Genomic DNA, 22681 nt, shown 5'->3' on the forward strand with positions numbered 1-22681 from the left:
TAGGGTCTGACGCCTGCCCGGTGCTGGAAGGTTAAGAGGAGAGGTGCAAGCTTTGAATCGAAGCCCCAGTAAACGGCGGCCGTAACTATAACGGTCCTAAGGTAGCGAAATTCCTTGTCGGGTAAGTTCCGACCTGCACGAATGGCGTAACGACTTCCCCGCTGTCTCCAACATAGACTCAGTGAAATTGAATTCCCCGTGAAGATGCGGGGTTCCTGCGGTCAGACGGAAAGACCCCGTGCACCTTTACTATAGCTTTACACTGGCATTCGTGTCGGCATGTGTAGGATAGGTGGTAGGCTTTGAAGCGGGGACGCCAGTTTCCGTGGAGCCATCCTTGAAATACCACCCTTATCGTCATGGATGTCTAACCGCGGCCCGTCATCCGGGTCCGGGACAGTGTATGGTGGGTAGTTTGACTGGGGCGGTCGCCTCCGAAAGAGTAACGGAGGCGCGCGATGGTGGGCTCAGACCGGTCGGAAATCGGTCGTCGAGTGCAATGGCATAAGCCCGCCTGACTGCGAGACTGACAAGTCGAGCAGAGACGAAAGTCGGTCATAGTGATCCGGTGGTCCCGCGTGGAAGGGCCATCGCTCAACGGATAAAAGGTACGCCGGGGATAACAGGCTGATGACCCCCAAGAGTCCATATCGACGGGGTTGTTTGGCACCTCGATGTCGGCTCATCGCATCCTGGGGCTGGAGCAGGTCCCAAGGGTTTGGCTGTTCGCCAATTAAAGCGGTACGTGAGCTGGGTTCAGAACGTCGTGAGACAGTTCGGTCCCTATCTGCCGTGGGTGTAGGAATATTGACAGGATCTGTCCCTAGTACGAGAGGACCGGGATGGACATATCTCTGGTGGACCTGTTGTCCTGCCAAGGGCATAGCAGGGTAGCTATATATGGACGGGATAACCGCTGAAGGCATCTAAGCGGGAAACCCACCTGAAAACGAGTGTTCCCTATCAGAGCCGTGGAAGACGACCACGTTGATAGGCCGGGTGTGGAAGTGCGGCAACGCATGAAGCTTACCGGTACTAATAGCTCGATCGGCTTGATCGTTCTCATTGACAATGCTCATCAGCCAAAGCTGATGAAGCCAGAAGGGAATAGGCAGTCGGCAATAGCCACTCCTCATTCGCTTCAAAGACGTGTTCAAAAAAACGATGACAATAGCGCTATTGCCTAATGGCAACTGCCTACTGCCTCATCCCCAGCTTCTCAAAACATAAGTTGCGCTTTGCCGACCTGGTGGTTATGGCGGGGTGGCTGCACCCGTTCCCTTTCCGAACACGGCCGTGAAACGCCCCTGCGCCCATGGTACTTCGTCTTAAGACGCGGGAGAGTAGGTCGCTGCCAGGTCTGCTAAGCGCAACTTTAATCTTCTCTGATCAATCAACGGCCCACGCCGTCACAAAAGGGTCGCTCAAGCGGCCCTTTCTGCTGTAAAATAATATCGCGGGGTGGAGCAGCCCGGTAGCTCGTCAGGCTCATAACCTGAAGGCCGCAGGTTCAAATCCTGCCCCCGCAACCAAATCTCTTCCTTCTAAAAGCAGAATGCTCCTCGTGGAGCAGCCCGCTCGGCGGGCAATCGATTCACTGGATCGATTGCTTTCCGCCTCGCCTCGTCAGGCTCATAACCTGAAGGCCGCAGGTTCAAATCCTGCCCCCGCAACCAAACTTCCAAAAGCCCGCCAAACGGCGGACTTTTTGATTCCGGAATACCTCAAACGAGTCATTCAGCGGGCGGCAACCGGACTCCGGTCCGTCACATCCAGCCCATTCCGTGCCAGGAATTCCGAGGCACGGACCGTATCCAGGGCCTCTGCCACCTCCCTGAAATAAGGCAGCGTCTGCCAGAGCGTGCGATCGCCGACGATGTAGAAGCGGCGCTTGGCGCGCGTCAGCGCGACGTTCAGGAGGTTCGGCTTGGATGCGGCCCAGGCCGCCGCTCCGCGATGATCGACATCGGCGCCGAGCACCATGAAAACGATACCTTCTTCCTTGCCCTGGAATGTATGCACCGTGCCGATCCGTTCCTGAAGCCACTTCTGCAATTTCGGCGGAGATTCGCGCCTATATCCGTCCCGGCCGATCCAGTCTGCATGGGCCAGTGCCCGTCTCAGACTGTTCTTGATCTCCTTGAACGGCGAGATGATGTAGATGTCCGGCAACGCACCGTCCCGGCTATAAGTCGCGGCAAGCAGGTCGACGATGAAATCCGCCTGCTCGCCAACGGCCTGTTTGCCCCATACCTTACCCTTGACGTCGATCCAGGCGCTGTCGCCATAAAAGGGCGGTGCGTCGCCGGCCGGTCGGCGCTCCTTCAGTCCGAAGATCATCTTGTTCTGATAGGCGATCTGATTGGCAAGGCTGAACATCGGCTCGATGCAGCGGCGATGCACTCTGAGAGGACTGCCGATCCAGAGCCCATCGGCTTCCTCGCCTTGAAGTGTTGTTCCGTAGCGATTGGCGGCGTCGGCGAGCATCTGCACTGACGCCCTGTTCGGCGAATATTGGCCTGCCGCAGTGTGGGGCGAGAGAGCCGAAGCCGCGGCAATCAGCGCGCTGGGAAGTGTAAAGACCGGTTCGATCTGCTGCGGATCGCCGATCACCATGACGCGGCGCGCCCGCAACAAAGCTCCGACCGCTGCCTGCGGCACCGCCTGGCCGGCCTCGTCGATGAAGACCCAGCCGATCGAACCGGCTTCGAGCCCGCGGAACTGCCGGGCGAAGGACGCGAACGTCGTCGACACGATGGGAACGATCATGAAAAGGCTCTGCCAGATCGATGCGACGTATTTATCGTCGACGGGATTGTTGTTGGAAAGCAGCTTGCTGATGGCAACGATATTTCCGCCAAAACCTCCGCCCTTCCTGCCGACATCAGCCAGCCACGCCTCGTGCAGCTTGAGCGCTGCTTCCAGCAATGCCGAACGCAGCCCCGCCAGTTCCTCCTGATGCCAGAGACCGTCGATCTGCACCTGGTCGCTATCGAGATCGGAGAGACGCTCGGGTGCGGCGGGATGGTCCAGAAGTTCGCCCAGCCGCTCGAGCTCCTTCCTTTTCGCAGACCAGATTTTCCGTCGTGACCGCAGTGCCCGTTCGGCCCGGTCACGCTCCCGCAAAGCCCGTTCCAGCGCAGGCTTGTCGGTTTTCGCCAACCGATTTTCGCATTCTGCCAGCATCTTGCGCAGTTCCAGCTGCTTTCGCGCGTTGGCGGCGACCTCCTGTCGATGCTGCCGGGCGGGGTTGGTCGAGAGCACTCTTTTCCATCGCGCGGGAGCGCTGCGGTCGAGCAGCTGTTCCTCCTCTTTCAGATCAGACAAACCGTCGATGATCCGGCGCATTTCGGCCGCGGCCATGTCGCATCGCTTCTGCGCATGCTGAACGTCCCCGGCTGCGGCAGCCGCCCTTTCAAGCGCTTCGCGGCAGAAGGCATCCTGCGAAACGAGAGCGATTTCATTGGAGAGATCGGCATAGCGCGCATATTGGCCGATCTTGGCGCGAACCAGCTCGTCGGCGGCATGAAACGCCACTGACGCTTCGTCGAAGCTCGGTCCCTGATAGCTCTTCAACCATTCCCAGATGGTCTGCGGCTTCTCGGCGCCCGACCAGCCGGGCTTCGGCCGTTCGGCAATCTCCATGAAGGCAAAACGTTCCTTGAAAGCCCGGCGGTTCCGGGAGTTGCCGAGCGCACAGGCGATCAGCCCCCATGGGCGGTCGCCGTCGGAGAGCTTGACGACGGCACCATTGTCTTTCTGGCAGGCGATCTTGTGCGCGACCGCCTGCAGATATTCAAACGAAGACGCCGTCGCGATCGAGCTCCGCTTGGGAAGGTCGTGCGAGATATTCTCCACGGCCGCATTGTTGGAGGAGGCGACGACCATTTCGAACCCGGCAAGAGCCGGGATCAGCGGCGATATGGAGGCGGTGCTCCGATCCGCGAAAATGACGCGGCGTGGCACCCCGTCAAAAGCATCGCGCGCCGCCGTCAGGGACGAGAGCACCCGCGCGCGCCGAACGATATTATCCGCGAACATGTCGCGCAGCAGGGTCGTCTTTCCGGTGCCCGGCGGACCGTTGACCGAAAACAGTCCTGTTTCCGAGAGGTCGCCGATCGCCGAATTGATCGCGAATTGTTGCATGAGGCTCATCGCAAGGTGCGGCTCGCTCGGCCAGCGTCCACGGTTGAGATTGCCGGGATGCAGCGCCCGCACGATCGCCCGGCGCCCTTCCTCCGAATAGAGGTCGACCCGCTTGTCGTCCGCCAGCGGGGTGAGATATCGCCGGAGCGGCTCTGGGACGTTGCCTTGCTTGACGCAGATCATCGCCCGTTCGATGTCCTCGATGAAGAAGCTATTGAGAATACCGATGTCTTCTTCAACGCTTGCACTTTCGTCTTCCTCGTCGCCGGAATTGCGGGGTGCATGGTCCTCCTGTAGCGGCTGCAAGGCGATGAGATCCGGTCTTTCCACCTTGTCACGGTAGCGAATTTCGACGGCGGCGATGGGCTTTTCCCGGCGTGAGGCAAAGCCCGCCCAATCACAGAGCAATTCATGCAGCGTCAGGATTTCGCCGGCATCGATCGGCTGATCGGCGCCGGCTTCGAAGGACGAAGATCCCAGCTGTCGCTGCGCTCGAAAGTTTTGCAGCAGTTCCGATAGCTGCTTCTTGCTGTCGGCAAATGCCTCATGGCTGAGCGAGGCGAGACCGGATGTCCGCACTCGTCCCAATGCCCACGGAAGCGTCGAGACCGAAAATGTCTCGAACAGCGGCTGTCCCAAGGGAGTAAGTTGCAGGCTGGCAAAGCAGGTATCGCCGTCGAGATCTCCGCGTTCGGCATCCTCATATTCTGATTGATCGGCGCCAATGGTCTCGAAGTGCCTGCGGATGTCGGCAATTTCGGATTTGCCGAAAACGCCGAGGAACAGGGTAAGGCCGGTGATTTGCTTCTCGTCGGGTATGACGGGACGACTAAGGGCAGCGCCGTCCGCCAACAGTGTCTTCGCATGCAGCCAGAAGATGGTCCGTCCGTCGCCCGGAACGAGGCGACTGGAGAGATCGTAAGGTATGAAGAACTCGATTTTGTGCCAAAAATCGAGAATGGCCAGAAGCCGTTCCCGTTCCGCCCTGTCCGCATCGATCTGCATGATGCCTCACTGAGTTGCAAAGTAGGCTCGCGGCCTCTTTAGCAACGATTACAGCTCAAAATCAAAGAGATGGCATTGCACGCCAGCCGAACGCATTTCAGCAGCCTTGTAAACACGCGTCAATGCAGACGCGGTCGCCGCTTTCCGCTGTGCTGGGCCCTTTGTTTTAGCAGGCGATGGTTTCGGAGCGATACCGCGCCATCCGCCGGCAGGACCGAAAGCCGCACCTGGGTGACTTTCGCCGGGGTAGATGCCAAAAATATTACAATTTGTACTGAAACATTACATTCTCTTGATTATCTATAGTGACAACAAATATAGCCTTGAAGTATTTATCCCGATAAAAATACAACCGACGTTTAGTAACGTATCGTTTTTCGCTCCCGAAAACTAATCACTTTGGGCCATTTCCTTCCTTCTCAATCCGTATTAACATAATTAAGAAATGCCTAAAGAATAAGGCGATGACATCGGGGGGCTGGCATTTCATACTATCTTATACCTGCCATCGCTTCGTGTTCGAGTAAAGTGTACCGCTAGGGGAGGCGTAAATGTTCATGACAGGTTCAGGAACGGAGAATACGGACCAGACAAGAAAGTCTAGCCCGTCTGGAGATACTATCCTTGTAGTAGCCAAGGCCGATCTGTTTTCGGAATGCATGGTGGAAGCACTGGCGAAGAAATTTCCAGGCTGCGAAGTTCCAAGCATCGCAAACATCAATCCGATCCTGGAGAAGGATATTAGCGATCTAAAGCTTGTTTTATTCTACCATATACCTGCGCCTGAGCTGCAGGAGGCGCTGAAGGCCGTCAGGGAAAGTCACCCGGAAACGTCGATCGGACTTGTCGTCGAGGCCATCGACATGCTGGATCCTTATGTCAGCCGTTTGGTGGAAGCAAGGATCATCGACGGTGTCCTGCCGCTCAACCTTCGACTTGATGTCTTCATGGCCGCGGTGGATCTGCTGATGAAGGGCGGGGAGCATTTTCCCTCGGCGCTTCTCAACCGCCTCGCCAATAAGAGCGCCCAGCTGGAGCCTTCACTCTATCAGGCAAAATCGGTCGATGCGGCGCGCAACAGTGCACTTAAGCTGAGACGCGACAGCATCTCGACTTTGACGACCCGGGAGGTTCAGATCCTGGATCTCATCTGCAAGGGGACGCAGAACAAGATTATTGCCGACAAGCTGCATCTTTCCGAGAATACGGTGAAGGTTCACGTCCGCAACATCTACAAGAAGATGAACGTCCGAAACCGCACGGAAGCCGCGTCGCGCTTCTTCAACGATCATCCGGCCGGCGATGACGACATGTCCAGCCGGTGGCGCAATTAACCTGCAGCGTCACGCGCCCATCAGAGGTGCAACGGACGCTGCGGTACTTTGAGTTGCCGTTTGGTATGCAGTGACGCTCGGGCTTCAGATCGAGGGACGCGCAAAGCAGCGCGACTTCTGTCCGAAGCCGCTTGGAGAGCAGATATACGGCGCAGACCCGTGATAGGCGACGCGGGCTGATGCCGCGGCCGGTCGAGCAGCCCGGTTTTCCGGGTAGGCGTAAAGCTTCGAGACACGCGGCGCCTTGACGGTGACGACATTCTTTTTCGCGACGGCGGCTATGTCATCCCCGACGACCGAACAGGCCATCGGTCCGATCGCAAGCAGGGTCGTTCCCCAGGCAAACATCGCAAAATGAAATAGACGCCAGCCTTTCGGCTGCGCAGCAGCTTGCTTTTTCAACATAGCCCAAACCCCTCGCATATGGCGCTTGCGGATGCAAGACCGGTCGTGCAGTCCGCGGCCAACCTTCCGATAATTTCTATCGAATCTTCATTGAGCAAAGCTTGAGTGACGGCGAGATACTCGTTGTACGTGAAAAAAAGAATGAAAATGATTAATCATTTGTTACGCTGAAGAATAAATGCGTAATTATTTCGGATTGAAGGCCTTTTTAAAGTTGACCTGGATAACATTCGTCTTATCATTGTAGTAGCAAGTCCGTTATCAGAAGAACAAATGTAGAGTTAATCATGCAATAATAGCCAGTTGCATGATTATGTATTCGGGTAGCGGAGGCGCGAGACACAAATAAAACAAAAGACTAAAACATGGGAAGGAGTTTGTAATGCGTAGTTTCGTTCCCAGCGAAGGATATACTGAAGTAAAAGCTATGCCGGTGCGCAGGGATCTGGGCACTGCTCTTGTAAATGGCGGAGCCGGTTTTCTTGGCTCGCATCTCTGCGAAAGGCTTCTGCTGCGCGGCCACAGCGTCATTTGCCTCGATAATTTTTCGACAGGTCGTCGCGTGAATGTCGAGCATCTCGCTTCGAACCCCCGCTTTCGCATCATCGAGCACGATGTCCGTCAGCCCTTCGATATCGAAGCGTCGCTCATCTTCAATTTTGCTTCTCCCGCTTCCCCGCCCGATTATCAACGGGATCCGGTCGGCACATTGCTCACCAATGTCCTCGGCGCCGTCAACACCTTGGACTGCGCGCGAAAGACAGGCGCGACCGTCGTTCAGTCGTCGACCTCGGAAGTCTATGGCGATCCGACCCAGAGTCCGCAGCGCGAATCCTATTGCGGCAATGTCAACCCGATCGGGCCACGCGCCTGTTATGACGAAGGCAAACGCAGCGCCGAGACCCTGTTCTTCGATTATCACAGGACCTACGGCGTCGACATCAAGGTCGGCCGCATCTTCAACACCTACGGGCCGCGCATGCGTCTGGATGACGGCCGGGTGGTTTCCAATTTCATCGTGCAGGCTCTGCGCAACGCCGACCTGACGATCTACGGCGACGGCCAGCAGACCCGCTCTTTCTGCTATGTCGACGATCTCGTTGAAGGTTTCCTGCGTTTCTCGGCGGCCGGCAGCGCATGCCACGGCCCGATCAATCTCGGGAACCCCGGTGAGTTCACCGTTCGGCGCCTGGCGGAGATCATCCGGGACCTCACCAATTCGCGCTCCCGCATCGTACACCTGCCGGCGGTTGTTGACGATCCCCGCCAGCGGCGGCCCGATATATCCCAGGCGATGACCGAGCTCGGATGGCAGCCTCATATCGAGCTCGAAGCTGGCCTGGCTCGCACCGTCGACTATTTCGACGGCCTGCTTGCCAAGACCGAGAAGGCGGAGGTCGTATGAGATGCCCCGCCACATTCTTGTCACCGGCGGTGCCGGTTTTATAGGCAGCCATATCTGCAAAGCGCTGTCGCGCGCCGGGATGATCCCAGTCACCTACGACAACCTCTCGACGGGACATGCCGATAGCGTCCGCTGGGGGCCGCTCGTGCGCGCCGATCTGGCCGATGCCGCCATGCTGCGGCGAACAATGGCGGAGTTCTCGCCCGATTGTGTCATTCACTGCGGCGCCAATGCCTATGTCGGCGAATCCGTCGACATGCCGAGGAAATATTACCGCAACAATGTCGTCGGCAGTCTCACGCTGCTCGAGGCCTGCCTCGACCAGGACATCGGCCGGATCGTCTTTTCCAGCAGCTGCGCCACCTATGGGGTCCCGGCTTCGCTGCCGATATGGGAGGAAAGTCCGCAGCAACCGGTCAATCCCTACGGCCGCACCAAGCTGATCTTCGAGATGGCGCTCGAGGATTTTGCCGCCGCCTATGGCATCCGCTTCGCGGCGCTGCGCTATTTCAATGCGGCCGGAGCCGATCCGGAGGGTGAACTGGCCGAGCGCCACGAACCCGAGACTCATCTTATTCCTCGTGCCCTTCTCGCTGCCGCCGGCAGACTGGACCGGCTCGATATCTTCGGAACCGATTATGCGACCGAGGACGGGACCTGCGTGCGGGATTATATCCACGTCAGCGATCTCGCCCAGGCGCATCTTGCCGCCGTCAACCATCTGATGGCGGACGGCGGCTCGCTCAGCGTCAATCTTGGTTCCGGCCGCGGCACCTCCGTGCGAGAGATCCTCGATGCGGTCTACCGCGCAAGCGGCCGCGAAGTCCCGGTCCGATATCGGCCGCGCCGTCCCGGCGATCCGCCCATCCTCTTTGCCAACACGGCAAGGGCGAAGGCAGAGCTCGGCTTCGTGCCGGCTCTTTCGGATATCGATACGATCATCCGCACTGCTGGTCCCACCTTCGGTCTGGAGGTGACGGCATGAGCCTGGTTTCGGAATTCGGTCACCGGGTCAGGACGGCGAAAGCCGTCGCCGACCCATTCGATTCCGTTTTCACTGGCCGCAATCGGGCTGTCTATGCTTTCGGCATCTTCTGCTGGCTGGCAGCGCTCGGGTATTTCTGGATCTGGTGGTGCCAGGCGGCCCACATCATTTCCTGGGCGGCCTTCGTGCTGGTCACGGTCGTGCTCGCCTGGATCACCCTCGTGCCCGCCTATTTCATCCTGATATTTCTCGATGCGAAGACGGTCAGCGCCCGCGCGGGACTTCCGCAGGGGCGGGTGGCGATGGTCGTCACCAAGGCGCCGTCCGAGCCCTTTGCCGTCGTCCGCGCGACGCTTCAGGCGATGCTCGACCAGGTCGACGTCGAATTCGACGTGTGGCTCGCCGACGAAGACCCTGCGGAGGAAACCAGACGCTGGTGCGCCGAGCACGGCGTGCTGATCTCCACCCGCAAGGGGCTGGCGGAATATCATCGCACCAGCTGGCCCAGGCGAACGCGCTGCAAGGAGGGCAACCTTGCCTATTTCTACGACCATTTCGGCTATGCGCGTTATGATTTCGTCGCCCAGTTCGATGCTGACCACGTGCCGACGCCGACCTATCTCCGCGAAGTCCTGCGCCCGTTTGCCGACCCCAAGGTCGGCTATGTCTCCGCGCCCAGCATCTGTGATGCCAATGCGCCGGCAAGCTGGTCGGCACGCGGCAGGCTCTATGCCGAAGCAAGCCTGCATGGCTCGCTGCAGACGGGTTACAACAATGGCTGGGCGCCGCTTTGCATCGGCTCCCACTATGCGGTTCGCACATCGGCGCTGCGCCAGATCGGTGGGCTTGGCCCCGAGCTTGCGGAAGATCATTCGACCACTCTGATGATGAACGCCGGCGGCTGGCGCGGCGTGCACGCCGTCGATGCGATCGCTCATGGCGACGGCCCGGCGAATTTCGCCGATCTCGTCATCCAGGAGTTCCAGTGGTCGCGCAGCCTCGTCACCATCCTGCTGCAATATTCCCACCGCTATATCGTCCATCTGCCGTGGCGGCTGAGATTCCAGTTCGTGTTTTCGCAGCTGTGGTATCCGCTCTTCTCAGCCTTCATGGCCGTGATGTTTCTGCTGCCGGTGGTTGCTTTGCTGAGCGGCCATATTTTCGTCAACGTAACCTATCCGGATTTCCTGCTGCATTTCGCGCCGATCTCCATCGTGCTGATGTTGTTTTCCTTCTTCTGGCGGGCGACGGCAACGTTCAGACCGCATAATGCGAAACTGTTTGGCTGGGAGGGACTTGCCTTCATCTTCCTGCGCTGGCCGTGGTCGCTCGCCGGCAGCCTGGCGGCGGTGCGGGACTATATCTTCGGCTCTTTCGTCGACTTCCGCATCACGCCGAAAGGCCGGCAGGCGCAGCAGTCTCTGCCGCTGCGCGTCATTGCCCCCTATATCGGCCTCGCCGGCCTTTGTGCCGGCGCTATGGCGTTCGCCGACCATGCTGCCGCAGCTCAGGGCTTTTATATTTTCGCCGCGATGAACCTGTCGATCTATCTGTCGCTGACGGTGCTGATCGTCGTTCGCCATGCGATCGAGAACGGCCTGCCGTTGATGCCGCAGTCACGCGGGCTGTGGCTTGCGACAGCGACCGGGCTTGCAATCTGCGTCACCGGCGGCATGCAGGCGGGCAGCCATGGGCTGCGCGGTCTCGAGGCCCTTTCCCATGGCCAGACGCTCATCAGTTTCAGCCAATCACAATTTGCCGTGGCCGGTGCCGGCCTCGGTGGCGGCAAAACCCGGATCGTGAAGTTCCGCCTCAGATGGAATGGTTTCGGAAGCACGGGACGGAGCGAACAAGGTGCGTGAGCCGGCGGAACCGGCCGGCGTCGAGGAGGAAGATGTCATGCGTATCGCGTCGAGACTATACGGAGCAGCCCTTGCTTTCAGCCTGTGTTTGCCGTTGGCGGCGCAGGGTGCCGAGGCCGCGAGGAAGACGGCACCGACGCCGCTCAGCGCCTATGAACTCTATCGGATCTACGGCGACAGGACCTGGACCTGGGACACCGGCGGCGGCCGTTTCTTCGAGGAGGGCCGGCGGTTCGTCGCCTGGGTGAATGACAAGGGCAAGCAGTCCTTCGCCGAAGGCAAATGGGTGGTCGACGATCTCGGCCAGCTCTGCATGCGTGCCACATGGACGAATGCAGAGGGGGCAGCGCGGGCCAGCACCTGTTTCGGTCACCGCAAGATCGGCAAGACGATCTACCAGCGCCGCCAGCCGAACGGCAATTGGTACGTCTTCCGGCATCCCTCGGTGCGCCAGGATGACGAATTCCGCAAGCTCGTCTCCATGGATACCGTCACTGCCAAGGCGCATGAGCTGAAGCAGATCCTGCTGAACCAGGAAATAACCCGAAAAGGAGGGTGAGCCATGAAGAGGCTGAAGAAAAAACACCTCTCGGCCGCCGCAATTGCGTTGCTGTTCCTGTGCGCCGCGGATCTGCCGGGCCGAAGCGAGGTGCAATATGCGGGCATTGCCCCGAACCCGGCTGCGAGCGCGCGGACGATCATCGACAAACGCCCCGTTGTTCATCCCGACGGCATCAAGTTCGGCGCCTACGATCCGCATGGGGATTTCGGCACGCAGGCCAATGTCTCGACCGAAGCCCTGTTCCTGCCATGGGAGGACGTTGACCTGGAGACGCTGCGCCTTGCGGATGCCTATGCGCAGGCCAGAGGCCGCAATTTGCTGATAACGGTAGAGCCGTGGTCCTGGGACGTCGACTGGCGTCTGACCTCGGCAGAGCTTCGCAAAAAGGTCCTGCGCGGCGATTACGATGTCAACATGCGTGCAATCGCTCAGATGATATCCCAGCTGAAAAGTCCGGTGATCGTCCGCTGGGGTCAGGAGATGGAGGATGAGTCCGGGCGGTTTTCGTGGTCCGGCTGGAACCCGCAAGACTATATCACGGCCTACAGACGGATGATGGATATCGTCCGCGAGGAGGCGCCCGGCACCGAAATCATGTGGTCGCCGAAGGGCCTGCCAGGCTTGCAGGATTACTATCCCGGCGACGATTATGTCGATTTCGTCGGGCTCTCGGTCTTCGGGCTGGAGCGCTACGACGAGCTTGCCCATAGCAAGCACCGGACATTCTCCGAGGCGCTGAAGCAGGGCTATGATCTCGTCGCCGGCTACGGAAAGCCCATCTGGGTGGCGGAACTCGGCTACGAAGGTGGCGATGCCTATATGAAGCCCTGGATCGAAACCGCGACGCTGAAGCAGAGCGCTTTTCCGAACTTGCAGGAAGTCGTCTATTTCAACGACCGGGATGTGCATGCCTGGCCGTTCAATCTCGGCCGGCCCGACTGGCGTGTGGTCGAGAGCCTGGCAGACAACTGACACTCTCGAAAATAGAAAGGCCCGCCGGTTGCGGGCCCTTTTTTTCTTAAGTCGGGCAACCGATCATCCCTTAATCGTCGCCTTGCCCTCTTCGATGAGCCGTGTTGCCGCATCGGCGGGCGAGACCCGTTCGAAAGCGAGTTCGTCGCAGAGCGGGCGCAGCACGCGCTGGTCGAACTGCGTCGACCCCATCGGTGCCGGCGCCGGGTACTCGCCAACTTGATCCTTAAGAAGATTGACGTATTTGACCGTTTCCTGCTCCGTCGGGTTCAGCTGAGGCAGAATGGCTTCGCGCACCGTCGGTGACATCGGCACGCCGCGCTCGACGCCGAGGATCTTGCCGGCTTCAAGGTCATTCACGAAGAAGTCGATGAACTTTGCGGCCGCTTCGCCGTTCTTGGTCGTGGCGCCGACGCTCCAGATCAGCGCGGGACGGTAGTAATGGCCCGACGGCCCGCCCTTCTTTTCGCGCGGCAGCGTGGTGATGCCGATCTTGTTTTTCATGATCAACTGATAGCCTATCATCTGGTTGGAATAGGCCATACCGATCGCCGACTTGCCGAGCGCCAGGCAATTGGTGTCGATCGTATTCTGATCGAGTGTCTGCACGTCGGCGGCGACCGTGCCGCCCTGTTTGCGCAGGTTCTCCCAGTAGCTGAACCATTCCTTGGCGTCTTCGGCGGTAAAGCCGAGAGCGCCGTCTCGGTAGAGACTCTTGCCGCGCTGGCGTAGCCAGGCGTCGAAGACGTAGGCATAGCGCGCTGCATAGGGCCCGCCGGCAAAGCCCTCCTTGCCTCCGGCCTTCGTCAGTTCGACTGCAAGCTTGGCATATTCATCCCAGGTGAGGTCGGTCGTCGGTAGCGGCAGGCCGGCTTTTTCGAAGAAGACGGTATCGAAGAACATCGCGAATGAGTTGAGGCCGAGCCCGATGCCGTAAAGCTTACCGTTAACGGTGGTCAGCTTCAGCATGTCGGCGCCGAAGGACTGGACCTTCAGCGTTGCGGGCACGAATTCGTCGAGCGCCAGGCAGGCGCCGCGTTTCGAATAGTCCGAGATCGTGTTCGGCTCCAGCTGGAAGACGTCTGCGATGGCGCGGCCGGCCATCTGGGTCGCGAGTTTCGTCCAGTAACCGTCGCCGGAGAGCGATTCCCCGACGATGGTAACGCCGGGCGTTTTCGACTGGTAGAGCTTGGCGACATCGAGCGTGCGCTTGGCGCGATCGTTCGATCCCCACCACATGGCTCTGAGCTGCGCATCCTCGGCAAAGGCCGGAATGGCGCTCCCCGCCCCGAAGGCGAGGCCGGCGGCTGCACCGGCTGAACCCATCAGGAATGAACGGCGGTTGATCTGCATGATTTCCTCCTTGTTCCCATACGCCCTCTGCCACCCTCCAACGGCGTGCCGGGGCATTTCAAGGATCAGAGTACGCAAAAATATTCTCTTTGCAAGAAATAATGAATATCTTGCAAATTTGCATTATTTGCATAGTTTAACTTTATGAGCGATCAGAAAACCAGACGGCCGCGGCAGGCCGACATAGCGACCCTGGCAGGCGTCTCCGTCTCCACGGTATCGCGCGTGCTTGCCAACGAGCCGGGTATCAGCGAGACCGTGCGCCGCCAGATATTGAAGGTGGCGGCCGAGCACGGCTACCCCGTCAAATCAGCTACAGAAGCCGTTGCCGGCGGGCTGGCGTTGATTGCCAGCGACGGCGTCACGGGCGGGCTGAGCATCTTCTACGAAGCGATCGTCGAGGGCCTGCGCTCCGGGGCCGCCGAAGCGGGCATGCCCTTCGATATCCGACTGGTGCGCGAGGATCGCACCACGCCGGATGCCGTGCGCGACTCCATGCAGGCCACCGGCGCCGAAGGGCTCTTCCTCGTCGGTATCGATCCGAACGAGCCACTACGCGACTGGCTGCAAGCCAGCAAGACCCCGACCGTTCTCGTCAACGGCACTGATCCCAAGATGCAGTTCGACGGCGTTTCGCCGGCCAATTTCTTCGGTGCCTATGAGGCGACCCGCCGCCTCCTGACAGCTGGCCATCGCCGCATCCTGCACCTCACCGGCTCCCATCGTCACACGATCCGGGAGCGGATTCGTGGTTTCGAGGCGGCGATCGCCGCTGTATCAGGCGCCGAGGGTCGGCTCCTGCCCCTGACGTTCCAGGGTAGCGCCAGCCGCGAGGCACATGAGCTGGCGCTCGCAGCACTTGCCGAGAATGCCGGCTTTACCGCCGCCTTCTGCATGAATGATTTCATCGCCGTCGGCGTGCTCGAGGCGGTCAACGAGACCGGCCTGCGTGTGCCGGAGAATTTCGCGATCGTCGGCTTCGATGACCTGCCCTGCGCACTGATGACTAATCCGCGGCTTTCCACCATGCGCGTCGACCGCGCTCACCTCGGGCGCGAGGCCGTATCGCTGATGTTGTCGCGTTTTCGTGACCGGACAGCCCCTGCACGCCACATCTGCCAGGCGGTTGTTCCCGTTCCCGGAGGAACCGTTCCGAATGCCGAACCCGTGAGAGATGCCGATGACCTATGATCCCGCCAGCGCCAACCCGCTTGCCGGCAATCCTTTGGAAACCCGCGCGGATATGAGCCGAGCCCTGCTCGCGCTCTTCGATCCGCTGCTTGATTGCTTCTCCAAGGGCAGTGCCCGCGTCAGGCTCAATGGCGCCGCCGCCCATTTCGACCGGGCAGCCGCCGATCTCGAAGGCTTCGCTCGCCCGCTCTGGGGCTTGGCGCCGCTCGGCGCCGGTGGTGGAGACTTTTCCCATTGGCACCGTTTTGCGGAAGGCTTTGCAAACGGCACCGATCCCGCCCATCCCGAATATTGGGGGACGGTCAATGGCCGCGATCAGCGCATGGTCGAGCTTGCTGCCTTGGGCTTTGCCCTGACGCTCGTGCCGGAAAAGATCTGGGAGCCGCTCGATCAGCGCGCCCGCGGCAATGTCGTCGCCTATCTCAAACATGCCAGGCAGTTCGACTATGCCGACAACAACTGGAAATTCTTCCGCATCTTCGTCGATATCGCGCTCGACCGTCTCGGTGCCGATTTCGACCGCAGCCTGACGCGGCAATACCTCAAGGAGCTCGAAGGCTTCTATATCGGCGATGGCTGGTATCGCGACGGAAACGTGCGCCGCATCGACCACTACATTCCCTTTGCCATGCATTTCTACGGCCTGATTTATTCGAAGCTCGTCGATGACGATTATGCCAAGCGCTATCGCGAGCGCGCCATCCTCTTCGCCCGGGATTTCCGCCACTGGTTTGCCGCCGACGGGGCGACGATCCCCTTCGGCCGCAGCCTGACCTATCGTTTCGCCTGCGCCGGCTTCTGGTCGGCGCTCGCCTTTGCCGATGTCGAGGCTTTGCCCTGGGGCGAAATCAAGCATCTCTGCCTGCAGCATCTGCGCTGGTGGAGGGACAAGCCGATTGCCGATCGCGACGGCGTGCTGTCGATCGGTTTCGGCTATCCGAACCTGCTGATGTCGGAGAGCTACAATTCCGCCGGCTCGCCCTATTGGGCTCTCAAGGCTTTCCTGCCGCTCGCCCTCGCCGGGGACCATCCTTTCTGGACCGCCAGCGAGAAGGTGCCGGAGCAGGCACCGGAAGTCGTTCCCCAGCGCCATCCCGGCATGGTGATGATGCGGGCCGGCGGCGATGTCGTGGCGCTCTCGTCCGGTCAAGAAAACCTGCAGATGCGTTTCGGCACCGAAAAATACGCGAAATTCGCCTATTCCGCGCGTTACGGTTTCAGCGTCGAATCCGACGAACGTGCCTTCGGGCTCGCCGCCTTCGATTCGATGCTGGCCTTCAGCGACGACGGCCTGCACTACCGCGTGCGCGAAACGAACAAGGAAGCCCGGCTAGCGGGCAATGTGCTGTATTCGCAATGGTCGCCCTTCCCCGATGCCGACGCCGAAACTTGGCTCGTGCCGGCCGCCCCCTGGCATATCCGCCTCCACCGGATCAGGACGGGCCGGCCGCTGCGGATTGCCGAAGGCGGCTTTGCCATCGGCCGCCGCGACTTCGAGCAGGATAGGCTGTCGGCTTCGGAAGGGGCAGCCTATGCGATCGGCGAAGCCGATTTTACCGGCATTCTCGATCTCGGTTCTTCGGTGAAACGCGCCGGGCTTGCCCAGAAGGCGCAGCCCAACACCAATGTGATCGTCGCCAAGACCATCGTGCCGCAGCTGCGCGGTCAAATTCCGGCTGGCGAGACCATCCTGGTGACGGCGGTGCTGGCGCTCGACGATCCCGCTGCCCTCTCGTCCGCCTGGACGCGGCCGCCGAAAGCGCCTGATATTGCGGCGCTGGAAGCTCTGGTGAGAGAAAGGGGCGTGACCGTGAGCGCCATCGAAGCGCCGGGTCAGATGCCATGAGCCGCCCGGCTATCGTCCTTGCCATGGAACCGTCGCGCACGGAACATGTCCTGCCGGATGAGATCCTGCGCCGGCTCGACACCATCGGCCGCCTGCTGGACCCCGAGCCGCTCCAGCGTCTCGACGACGCGCGAGCGAGACGCCTGCTCTCCGAAGCCGAGATCCTGATCACCGGCTGGGGGGCACCCTATGTCGGGCCCGAGATTCTCGCAGCCGCGCCGCGGCTTCGCCTCATCGTGCACGCGGCCGGTACGGTCAAGGGCATCATCGACGAAGCCATCTTCGAAGCCGGCATCATAACGGTCAGCCATTCGGCCGAGGCCAATGCCGTGCCGGTTGCCGAATTCACGCTTGCCGCGATCCTCTTCGCCGGCAAACGCGCCTTCCGTTTCCGCGATCTCTACGTCGCCGACCGCAACCGCGATCGGACCTATCCGATGCAGCGCCAAGCGATCGGGAACTATGGCCGCACCCTCGGCATTGTCGGCGCCTCGCGCATCGGCAGGCGGGTGATCGAACTCTTGAAGCCTTTCGATTACAGGCTGCTGCTGTTCGATCCCATGCTCGATGCCGCCGATGCTGCCGGATTGGGAGCGGAAAAGGTCGATCTCGACGAGTTGATGCGGCGAGCGGATATCGTTTCCCTGCACGCGCCGTCATTGCCGTCGACGCAGCATATGATCGATGCGCGAAAGCTGTCTCTGATGAAGGACGGCTCAACGCTCATCAACACGGCACGCGGCATTCTCATCGATGAGGCCGCCCTGCTTTCGGAGCTGAAGACCGGCCGCATCGACGCGGTCATCGACGTGACCGATCCGGAAATTCCTGAAGTGGGTTCCGCCTTCTACGATCTGCCGAACGTTTTCCTGACACCGCACATCGCCGGCGCCATCGGCCTGGAGCGGGCACGTCTCGGTGAGATGGCGGCGGATGAGATCGAGCGTTTTACGACCGGGAGGCCGCTTCTCTACCAGATCCGCCGGGAAAATCTCGAAAACATCGCATGACGCGTCCCGCGCCGCGCTGGCGATGCGGTCAGCGTGGTGTTCTCAACGAATTCGGCGAGCCGTCATTGGCAAGCTCCGGCATCAACTCGGCGATATCGACCACCTCGCCGGTGCGCGAGCTCGTCAGCGCGGCAATGCCGCAGAGCACGGACATGGCGCCTGCCCGTGTGCCGGCGCGCTGGGCGAGCCTGTCTTCCATATCGGGCTTGAAGATCATGTTGCGCATCCGGTCGTCGCCGCCGTAATGGCCGCCCGTGAAATGCGGCACGACGATACGCTCCAGCGCTTGCCTGCCGTTCGGGAAATTGCGGATGAGCAGAATCGTATCCTGCTTCGGCTCTTCCCAGGGCTGCGCCTCGTACTGGCGGATTTCGATACGGCCCTTCGTTCCGTTGAAGGCGAGGTGATGGCCTTCGATCGGCTGGAAGGTGTTCAGCGAATAGGAGACATGGACGTTGTTACGGTAGCGGATGGAAACGACCATCGTATCGGGAATATCGATGTCTTCGCGGAAAACGCAGCCGTCCCGGAAATAGCCGTCAATCTCGGAGGGATCTTCATAGAGCTGATCGAGGAATGGATCGGCTTCGAGATCGAGATAGTAGTCGCATTCCTGCGCGTGCGGACAGAGCTTGCAGCGGGGTCCGCGGAACGGCCCCTTGCGGCCGTAGTTCTGCAGGTCGGCGAAGGCGGTGACGGACTCGGGGTCGCTGTCGAGATACCAGTTCAGCAGATCGAAATGGTGGGTCGCCTTGTGCACGAACAGGCTGCCGGAATTTTCCGTATAGGCGTGCCAGCGGCGGAAGTAGTCGGCGCCGTGCTTGGTGTTGAGGTACCAATGGAAGTCGACCGAGGTCACCCGGCCGATCTCGCCGGCGTTCAGCAGTTCCTTGATCCTGGCGGCGGTCGGCGCGTAGCGATAGTTGAAGGAGACGTCGACCCGGCGGCCGGTGCGCTTTTCGGCGTCGAGAATCCGGCGAATTTTCTCGATCGAGGTGGTCATCGGCTTTTCGGTGATGACGTCGATGCCGGACTCCAGCGCCCGCACGATGATATCGTCATGCGTATGGTCGGGCGTGCAGACGATAGCCAGATCCGGCTTTTGTTCGGCCAGCATGGAATCGATATTGTCATAGAGCGGCGCGTTGCTGCCGATCATGTTGCGGGCGCGCTCGCCGCGCAGTGAATTCTTCTCGACGATGGCTGTGAGGTCGACATGTTCACGCCAGCCGGCAAGCAGATCCTTGCCCCACATGGTGGTGCCGCGGTTTCCGGTGCCGATCAGGGCAAAACGGCGTTTCTCCATCGAATGATCCTCCTGCACGCGTGATGAAACAAATACTGAAATCAGATCTGGCAGCAGCTCCGGAAGCGCTCGACGCAGGTGGCGATCACCTCGTCGGCCGGACGCTTCCACCAGTTTTCGGCCGAAAAGATCTCCACTTCCTGCGCGCCGAAGAAACCGGCGGCCTCGATCATCCGTCTTATGCCTTTGAGGTCGATGACACCATCGCCCATCATGCCGCGGTCGAGCAGCATGTCCCGGGTCGGCGCCAGCCAGTCGCAGATGTGGTGGGCGAAGATGCGGTTCGTGCGTCCGGCGCGGGCAATCTGGTTGGCAAGATCGGGGTCCCACCAGACATGGTAGACGTCGATCGCAACGCCGACATCCTCGCCGAGCTCATCGCACATGTCGAGCGCCTGTCCGAGCGTGTTCACGCAGGCCCGGTCGGCGGCATACATCGGATGCAGCGGTTCGATCGCGAGCTTCACGCCCGCGGCCTGTGCATGCGGCAGCACGGCGGCAATGCCATCGAACACCATCTGCCGGGCCCCGACAATATCCTTCGAAGCGCCCGGCAGGCCGCCGACCACGAGCACGAGGCAATCGGCGGAAAAGGCCGCCGCTTCGTCGATGGCGCGCCTGTTATCGTCGAGGTTCTTCTGCCAGTCGGCATCGTTGGCCGCCGGAAAGAAGCCGCCGCGGCAAAGGCCGGTCAGCTTGATGCCGTTCGATTTGACGATCCGCACGGCCTCGTCGAGGCCGGCCTTGGCGACCTGATCACGCCAGGGCGCGATCGAGGTGATGCCGTGTTTCAGGCAGATGTCGACGGCCTCGGCAAAGCCGCATTGCTCGCGGATCGTCGCGAGGTTGATCGAAAGTCCTTCGACCTGCATCTCATTCCCCTCTCATTGCCTGCCGGTGATCAGTGAACGCCGTGAACGGCAAGCACTTGGCGCATGCGCGCCGCTGCGAGTTCCGGATCGGCGAGCACCCGTGCCTTGTCGGCCAGCCGGAAGAGCTCGGCCAGGTGCGCCAGCGAGCGCGTGCTCTGTTGGCCGCCGACCATGACGAAATGGTCCTGCAGGCCGTTGAGATAGGCGAGGAAGACGACGCCGGTCTTGTAGAAGCGGGTCGGCGCCTTGAAGATGTGGCGCGACAGCGGAACGGTCGGCTCGAGCAGGTCGAAGAATTCATGGTTGCTCTTGCGGCCGAGCGCCTCGAGCGCGGCGGACGCTGCCGGCGCGATCGCGTCGAAAATTCCGAGCAGCGCGTCCGAATGGCCCTCTTCATCGCCGGCTATCAGTTCGGCATAGTTGAAGTCGTCGCCGGTATACATGCGCACGGCTTTCGGCAATTGCCGGCGCATGGTCACTTCCTTCTCTTTGGAAAGCAGCGAAATCTTTATGCCGTCGACCTTGGCGGCATTGGCCTCGATCACCTGCAGGCAGGTTTCCATTGCCTTCAGGTGGTCGCCATTGCCCCAATATCCCTCAAGCGCCGGGTCGAACATTTCTCCGAGCCAATGGATGATGACGGGTTCCCTGACCTGGCGGAGGATGCGGTCATAGACCCTGACATAGTCGTCCGGGCCTTTTGCCGCGACGGCAAGCGCCCGGCTCGCCATCAGGATGATGCGCCCGCCGGCCGCCTCGACCGTTTCGATCTGCTCTTCATAGGCCCTGATGATCGTGTCGATGGTCACGTCGGGACCGGGCGAGAGGTGATCGGTGCCGGCGCCGCAGGCAATCAATGCGTCGTTGCGGCCGGCCGCCTCGGCAAGCGCCCGCCGGATGAGGTCGCGGGCCTCAGGCCAGCCGAGGCCCATGCCGCGCTGCGCCGTGTCCATCGCTTCGGCAACGCCGAGCCCGAGGTCCCAGAGCCGGTGACGAAAGGCGAGCGTCCGCTCCCAGTCGATCGCCGGCATCAGCCACGGATCATTGTCGGCGAGCGGATCGGCCACCACATGCGCAGCGGCAAAGGCGATGCGCGGAAAGCTCTTGGCATCGCGTCTTTTGAGTTCGATCGGCGTGCCGGTCAGCGAGTAGGGAACGATCTTGCCGTCGAGGGGAAGATTGATCGTGGTCACGGCTCAAAACTCCAGCGCGGGAACATCGAGCCAGCGGCGCTCGGCCCAGGATTTGAGCCCAAGCTCGGCAAGCTGCACGCCCTTGGCGCCGGCTTCCAGCCCATAGGGCCACGGCGCATCTTCGACGACATGACGGATGAACATTTCCCACTGCGCCTTGAACCCGTTGTCGAAGGCCTGCGTATCCGGAACCTCGTCCCAGGTCTTGTAGAAATCGATCGTCTGCGGCTGGTCCGGGTTCCAGACCGGCTTCGGCGTGTTGACACGGTGCTGGCTCCAGCATTTCGTCAGGCCGGCGACGGCCGAACCATGCGTGCCGTCGACCTGGAAGGTGACGAGGTCGTCACGGCGCACGCGCACCGCCCACGAGGAGTTGATCTGGGCGATCGCGCCGCCTTCCAGTTCGAAGGTCGCATAGGCCGCATCATCGGTATCGCAATCATAGGGCTTGCCCTGCTCATCGACGCGCCGCCCGATATGGGTGGCGCCGAGGCAGGACACGGCCTTGACCTCGCCGAACAGATTGTCGAGCACGTAGCGCCAGTGGCACAGCATATCGAGGATGATGCCGCCGCCGTCGGCCTTGCGGTAATTCCACGAAGGCCGTTGGGCGGGCACGCCCCAATCGCCTTCGAAGACCCAGTAGCCGAATTCGCCGCGCACCGAGAGGATCTTGCCGAAGAAGCCGGACTCCTTCAGCAGCGCCAGCTTGCGCAGGCCAGGCAGGAAGAGCTTGTCCTGTACGACGCCGTGCTTCAGCCCGGAGCGGCGCGCCTTGCGGGCAAGGTCGATCGCCACCTTCAGATCGTCGGAAATCGGCTTTTCGCAATAGACGTGCTTGCCGGCATCGAGCGCCTTGGACAGAAGCTCGGCGCGCATCAGCGTCGTGCCCGCATCGAAGAAGATCGTATCGTCGGGATTGGCGAGAGCGGCATCGAGATCGGTCGACCAGCGCTTGATGCTGTGCTTCTTCGCCAGCTCTTCCATCTTGGCGCCGTTGCGGCCGACGATGATCGGATCGATCTCGAGTTTTTCTCCCGATTTCAGCGTGATGCCGCCCTGGTCGCGGAAGGCCAGGATCGAGCGCACCAAGTGCTGGTTGTAACCCATGCGGCCGGTGACGCCGTGCAAGATGATTCCCAAGCGTGCCATTTTTTCCTCCCAGCAATCCTTTGCGGCGGGAGCGGGCATCCTGGCCCGGCCCTCCCAAGCCGGTAACTAAACGGTTACTTGA

At 60.7% G+C, this 22681-nt stretch carries 16 protein-coding genes, 2 tRNA genes and 2 rRNA genes (1 of these 20 only partly in view); 13 read left to right on the forward strand and 7 right to left on the reverse strand.

Going from position 1 to position 22681, the window contains the following annotated elements:
- From J0663_RS08975 to J0663_RS08990, 4 genes are all read left to right on the forward strand, one after another.
- Nucleotides 1–1060 (forward strand): 23S ribosomal RNA (locus J0663_RS08975); it begins 1820 nt to the left of the window's first position.
- Between the two features lie 185 nt (nucleotides 1061–1245).
- Nucleotides 1246–1360: ribosomal RNA gene (gene rrf / locus J0663_RS08980) — 5S ribosomal RNA — on the forward strand.
- A gap of 95 nt (nucleotides 1361–1455) precedes the next feature.
- Nucleotides 1456–1532 (forward strand) — tRNA-Met (locus tag J0663_RS08985).
- A gap of 49 nt (nucleotides 1533–1581) precedes the next feature.
- A tRNA-Leu gene (locus tag J0663_RS08990) sits at nucleotides 1582–1672 on the forward strand.
- A gap of 65 nt (nucleotides 1673–1737) precedes the next feature.
- Here the strand turns inward: J0663_RS08990 and J0663_RS08995 are convergent.
- Nucleotides 1738–5151 carry a DEAD/DEAH box helicase gene (locus tag J0663_RS08995; RefSeq protein ID WP_207244052.1) on the reverse strand — a complete coding sequence of 1138 codons (3414 nt, stop codon included), beginning with the start codon at nucleotides 5149–5151 and terminating at the stop codon, nucleotides 1738–1740.
- A 551-nt stretch (nucleotides 5152–5702) separates the two neighbouring features.
- Here J0663_RS08995 and J0663_RS09000 point away from each other — a divergent pair.
- Nucleotides 5703–6485 carry a helix-turn-helix transcriptional regulator gene (locus J0663_RS09000; protein ID WP_207244053.1) on the forward strand — a complete coding sequence of 261 codons (783 nt, stop codon included), beginning with the start codon at nucleotides 5703–5705 and terminating at the stop codon, nucleotides 6483–6485.
- 84 nt (nucleotides 6486–6569) lie between these two features.
- Here J0663_RS09000 and J0663_RS09005 read toward each other — a convergent pair whose 3' ends face one another.
- The gene (locus J0663_RS09005; RefSeq protein ID WP_207244054.1) at nucleotides 6570–6890 is read right to left on the reverse strand and encodes a hypothetical protein; all 321 of its coding nucleotides are present in this window, start codon (nucleotides 6888–6890) and stop codon (nucleotides 6570–6572) included.
- A gap of 382 nt (nucleotides 6891–7272) precedes the next feature.
- Between J0663_RS09005 and J0663_RS09010 the strand changes: the two genes are divergently transcribed.
- Genes J0663_RS09010 through J0663_RS09030 form a run of 5 tightly spaced genes read left to right on the forward strand, consistent with a single transcriptional unit; the run spans nucleotide 7273 to nucleotide 12676 of the window.
- Entirely contained in the window at nucleotides 7273–8295 is a 1023-nt protein-coding gene (locus J0663_RS09010) for a UDP-glucuronic acid decarboxylase family protein (RefSeq protein ID WP_207244055.1), read from the forward strand.
- 1 nt (nucleotide 8296) lies between these two features.
- The gene (gene galE, locus J0663_RS09015) at nucleotides 8297–9280 is read left to right on the forward strand and encodes a UDP-glucose 4-epimerase GalE (protein ID WP_207244056.1); all 984 of its coding nucleotides are present in this window, start codon (nucleotides 8297–8299) and stop codon (nucleotides 9278–9280) included.
- Nucleotides 9277–11142, forward strand: coding sequence for a glycosyltransferase family 2 protein (locus J0663_RS09020; RefSeq protein ID WP_207244057.1), 1866 nt, complete (start codon nucleotides 9277–9279; stop codon nucleotides 11140–11142). The genes galE and J0663_RS09020 overlap by 4 nt, the downstream gene beginning before the upstream one ends.
- Nucleotides 11143–11179: 37 nt before the next feature.
- Entirely contained in the window at nucleotides 11180–11701 is a 522-nt protein-coding gene (locus tag J0663_RS09025; RefSeq protein ID WP_207244465.1) for a DUF995 domain-containing protein, read from the forward strand.
- Between the two features lie 3 nt (nucleotides 11702–11704).
- The gene (locus J0663_RS09030; RefSeq protein ID WP_207244058.1) at nucleotides 11705–12676 is read left to right on the forward strand and encodes a glycoside hydrolase family 26 protein; all 972 of its coding nucleotides are present in this window, start codon (nucleotides 11705–11707) and stop codon (nucleotides 12674–12676) included.
- A gap of 63 nt (nucleotides 12677–12739) precedes the next feature.
- On the opposite strand, the gene J0663_RS09035 is transcribed toward J0663_RS09030, so the two are convergent.
- Nucleotides 12740–14029, reverse strand: a complete 1290-nt coding sequence (locus tag J0663_RS09035) for an ABC transporter substrate-binding protein (protein WP_207244059.1) — start codon at nucleotides 14027–14029, stop codon at nucleotides 12740–12742.
- A gap of 144 nt (nucleotides 14030–14173) precedes the next feature.
- Here J0663_RS09035 and J0663_RS09040 point away from each other — a divergent pair, with 144 nt between their 5' ends.
- The 3 genes from J0663_RS09040 to J0663_RS09050 are packed head-to-tail and all read left to right on the forward strand — an operon-like array spanning nucleotide 14174 to nucleotide 18076.
- The gene (locus J0663_RS09040) at nucleotides 14174–15220 is read left to right on the forward strand and encodes a LacI family DNA-binding transcriptional regulator (protein WP_207244060.1); all 1047 of its coding nucleotides are present in this window, start codon (nucleotides 14174–14176) and stop codon (nucleotides 15218–15220) included.
- A complete protein-coding gene (locus J0663_RS09045; protein WP_207244061.1) occupies nucleotides 15210–17066 on the forward strand; it encodes a DUF2264 domain-containing protein in 1857 nt (618 codons plus the stop codon). The genes J0663_RS09040 and J0663_RS09045 overlap by 11 nt, the downstream gene beginning before the upstream one ends.
- Nucleotides 17063–18076, forward strand: a complete 1014-nt coding sequence (locus J0663_RS09050; protein WP_207244062.1) for a hydroxyacid dehydrogenase — start codon at nucleotides 17063–17065, stop codon at nucleotides 18074–18076. Before J0663_RS09045 ends, J0663_RS09050 begins: the two co-directional genes overlap by 4 nt.
- Nucleotides 18077–18104: 28 nt before the next feature.
- On the opposite strand, the gene J0663_RS09055 is transcribed toward J0663_RS09050, so the two are convergent.
- The 4 genes from J0663_RS09055 to J0663_RS09070 are packed head-to-tail and all read right to left on the reverse strand — an operon-like array spanning nucleotide 18105 to nucleotide 22599.
- Complete coding sequence (locus tag J0663_RS09055) at nucleotides 18105–19382, reverse strand: Gfo/Idh/MocA family protein (protein ID WP_207244063.1); 1278 nt, start codon at nucleotides 19380–19382, stop codon at nucleotides 18105–18107.
- A gap of 41 nt (nucleotides 19383–19423) precedes the next feature.
- Nucleotides 19424–20254, reverse strand: a complete 831-nt coding sequence (locus J0663_RS09060) for a sugar phosphate isomerase/epimerase family protein (protein ID WP_207244064.1) — start codon at nucleotides 20252–20254, stop codon at nucleotides 19424–19426.
- 29 nt (nucleotides 20255–20283) lie between these two features.
- On the reverse strand, nucleotides 20284–21447 hold the full coding sequence (locus J0663_RS09065; protein WP_207244065.1) for a dihydrodipicolinate synthase family protein: 1164 nt from the start codon (nucleotides 21445–21447) through the stop codon (nucleotides 20284–20286).
- Nucleotides 21448–21450: 3 nt separating this feature from the next.
- Nucleotides 21451–22599 carry a Gfo/Idh/MocA family protein gene (locus J0663_RS09070; RefSeq protein WP_207244066.1) on the reverse strand — a complete coding sequence of 383 codons (1149 nt, stop codon included), beginning with the start codon at nucleotides 22597–22599 and terminating at the stop codon, nucleotides 21451–21453.
- Between the last annotated feature and the right edge of the window lie 82 nt (nucleotides 22600–22681).

This window comes from Rhizobium lentis (assembly GCF_017352135.1).
GTDB lineage: Bacteria > Pseudomonadota > Alphaproteobacteria > Rhizobiales > Rhizobiaceae > Rhizobium > Rhizobium lentis.

Excerpts from the sequence above, each read along its gene's own strand:
- J0663_RS09055 (WP_207244063.1), bottom strand. The coding sequence starts at position 19,382 with ATGGAGAAACGCCGTTTTGCCCTGATCGGCACCGGAAACCGCGGCACC.
- J0663_RS09050 (WP_207244062.1), top strand. The coding sequence starts at position 17,063 with ATGAGCCGCCCGGCTATCGTCCTTGCCATGGAACCGTCGCGCACGGAA.
- J0663_RS08995 (WP_207244052.1), bottom strand. The coding sequence starts at position 5,151 with ATGCAGATCGATGCGGACAGGGCGGAACGGGAACGGCTTCTGGCCATT.
- J0663_RS09060 (WP_207244064.1), bottom strand. The coding sequence starts at position 20,254 with ATGCAGGTCGAAGGACTTTCGATCAACCTCGCGACGATCCGCGAGCAA.
- J0663_RS09045 (WP_207244061.1), top strand. The coding sequence starts at position 15,210 with ATGACCTATGATCCCGCCAGCGCCAACCCGCTTGCCGGCAATCCTTTG.
- J0663_RS09010 (WP_207244055.1), top strand. The coding sequence starts at position 7,273 with ATGCGTAGTTTCGTTCCCAGCGAAGGATATACTGAAGTAAAAGCTATG.
- J0663_RS09030 (WP_207244058.1), top strand. The coding sequence starts at position 11,705 with ATGAAGAGGCTGAAGAAAAAACACCTCTCGGCCGCCGCAATTGCGTTG.
- J0663_RS09070 (WP_207244066.1), bottom strand. The coding sequence starts at position 22,599 with ATGGCACGCTTGGGAATCATCTTGCACGGCGTCACCGGCCGCATGGGT.
- J0663_RS09020 (WP_207244057.1), top strand. The coding sequence starts at position 9,277 with ATGAGCCTGGTTTCGGAATTCGGTCACCGGGTCAGGACGGCGAAAGCC.
- J0663_RS09005 (WP_207244054.1), bottom strand. The coding sequence starts at position 6,890 with ATGTTGAAAAAGCAAGCTGCTGCGCAGCCGAAAGGCTGGCGTCTATTT.
- J0663_RS09000 (WP_207244053.1), top strand. The coding sequence starts at position 5,703 with ATGTTCATGACAGGTTCAGGAACGGAGAATACGGACCAGACAAGAAAG.
- J0663_RS09035 (WP_207244059.1), bottom strand. The coding sequence starts at position 14,029 with ATGCAGATCAACCGCCGTTCATTCCTGATGGGTTCAGCCGGTGCAGCC.
- galE (WP_207244056.1), top strand. The coding sequence starts at position 8,297 with ATGCCCCGCCACATTCTTGTCACCGGCGGTGCCGGTTTTATAGGCAGC.
- J0663_RS09025 (WP_207244465.1), top strand. The coding sequence starts at position 11,180 with ATGCGTATCGCGTCGAGACTATACGGAGCAGCCCTTGCTTTCAGCCTG.
- J0663_RS09040 (WP_207244060.1), top strand. The coding sequence starts at position 14,174 with ATGAGCGATCAGAAAACCAGACGGCCGCGGCAGGCCGACATAGCGACC.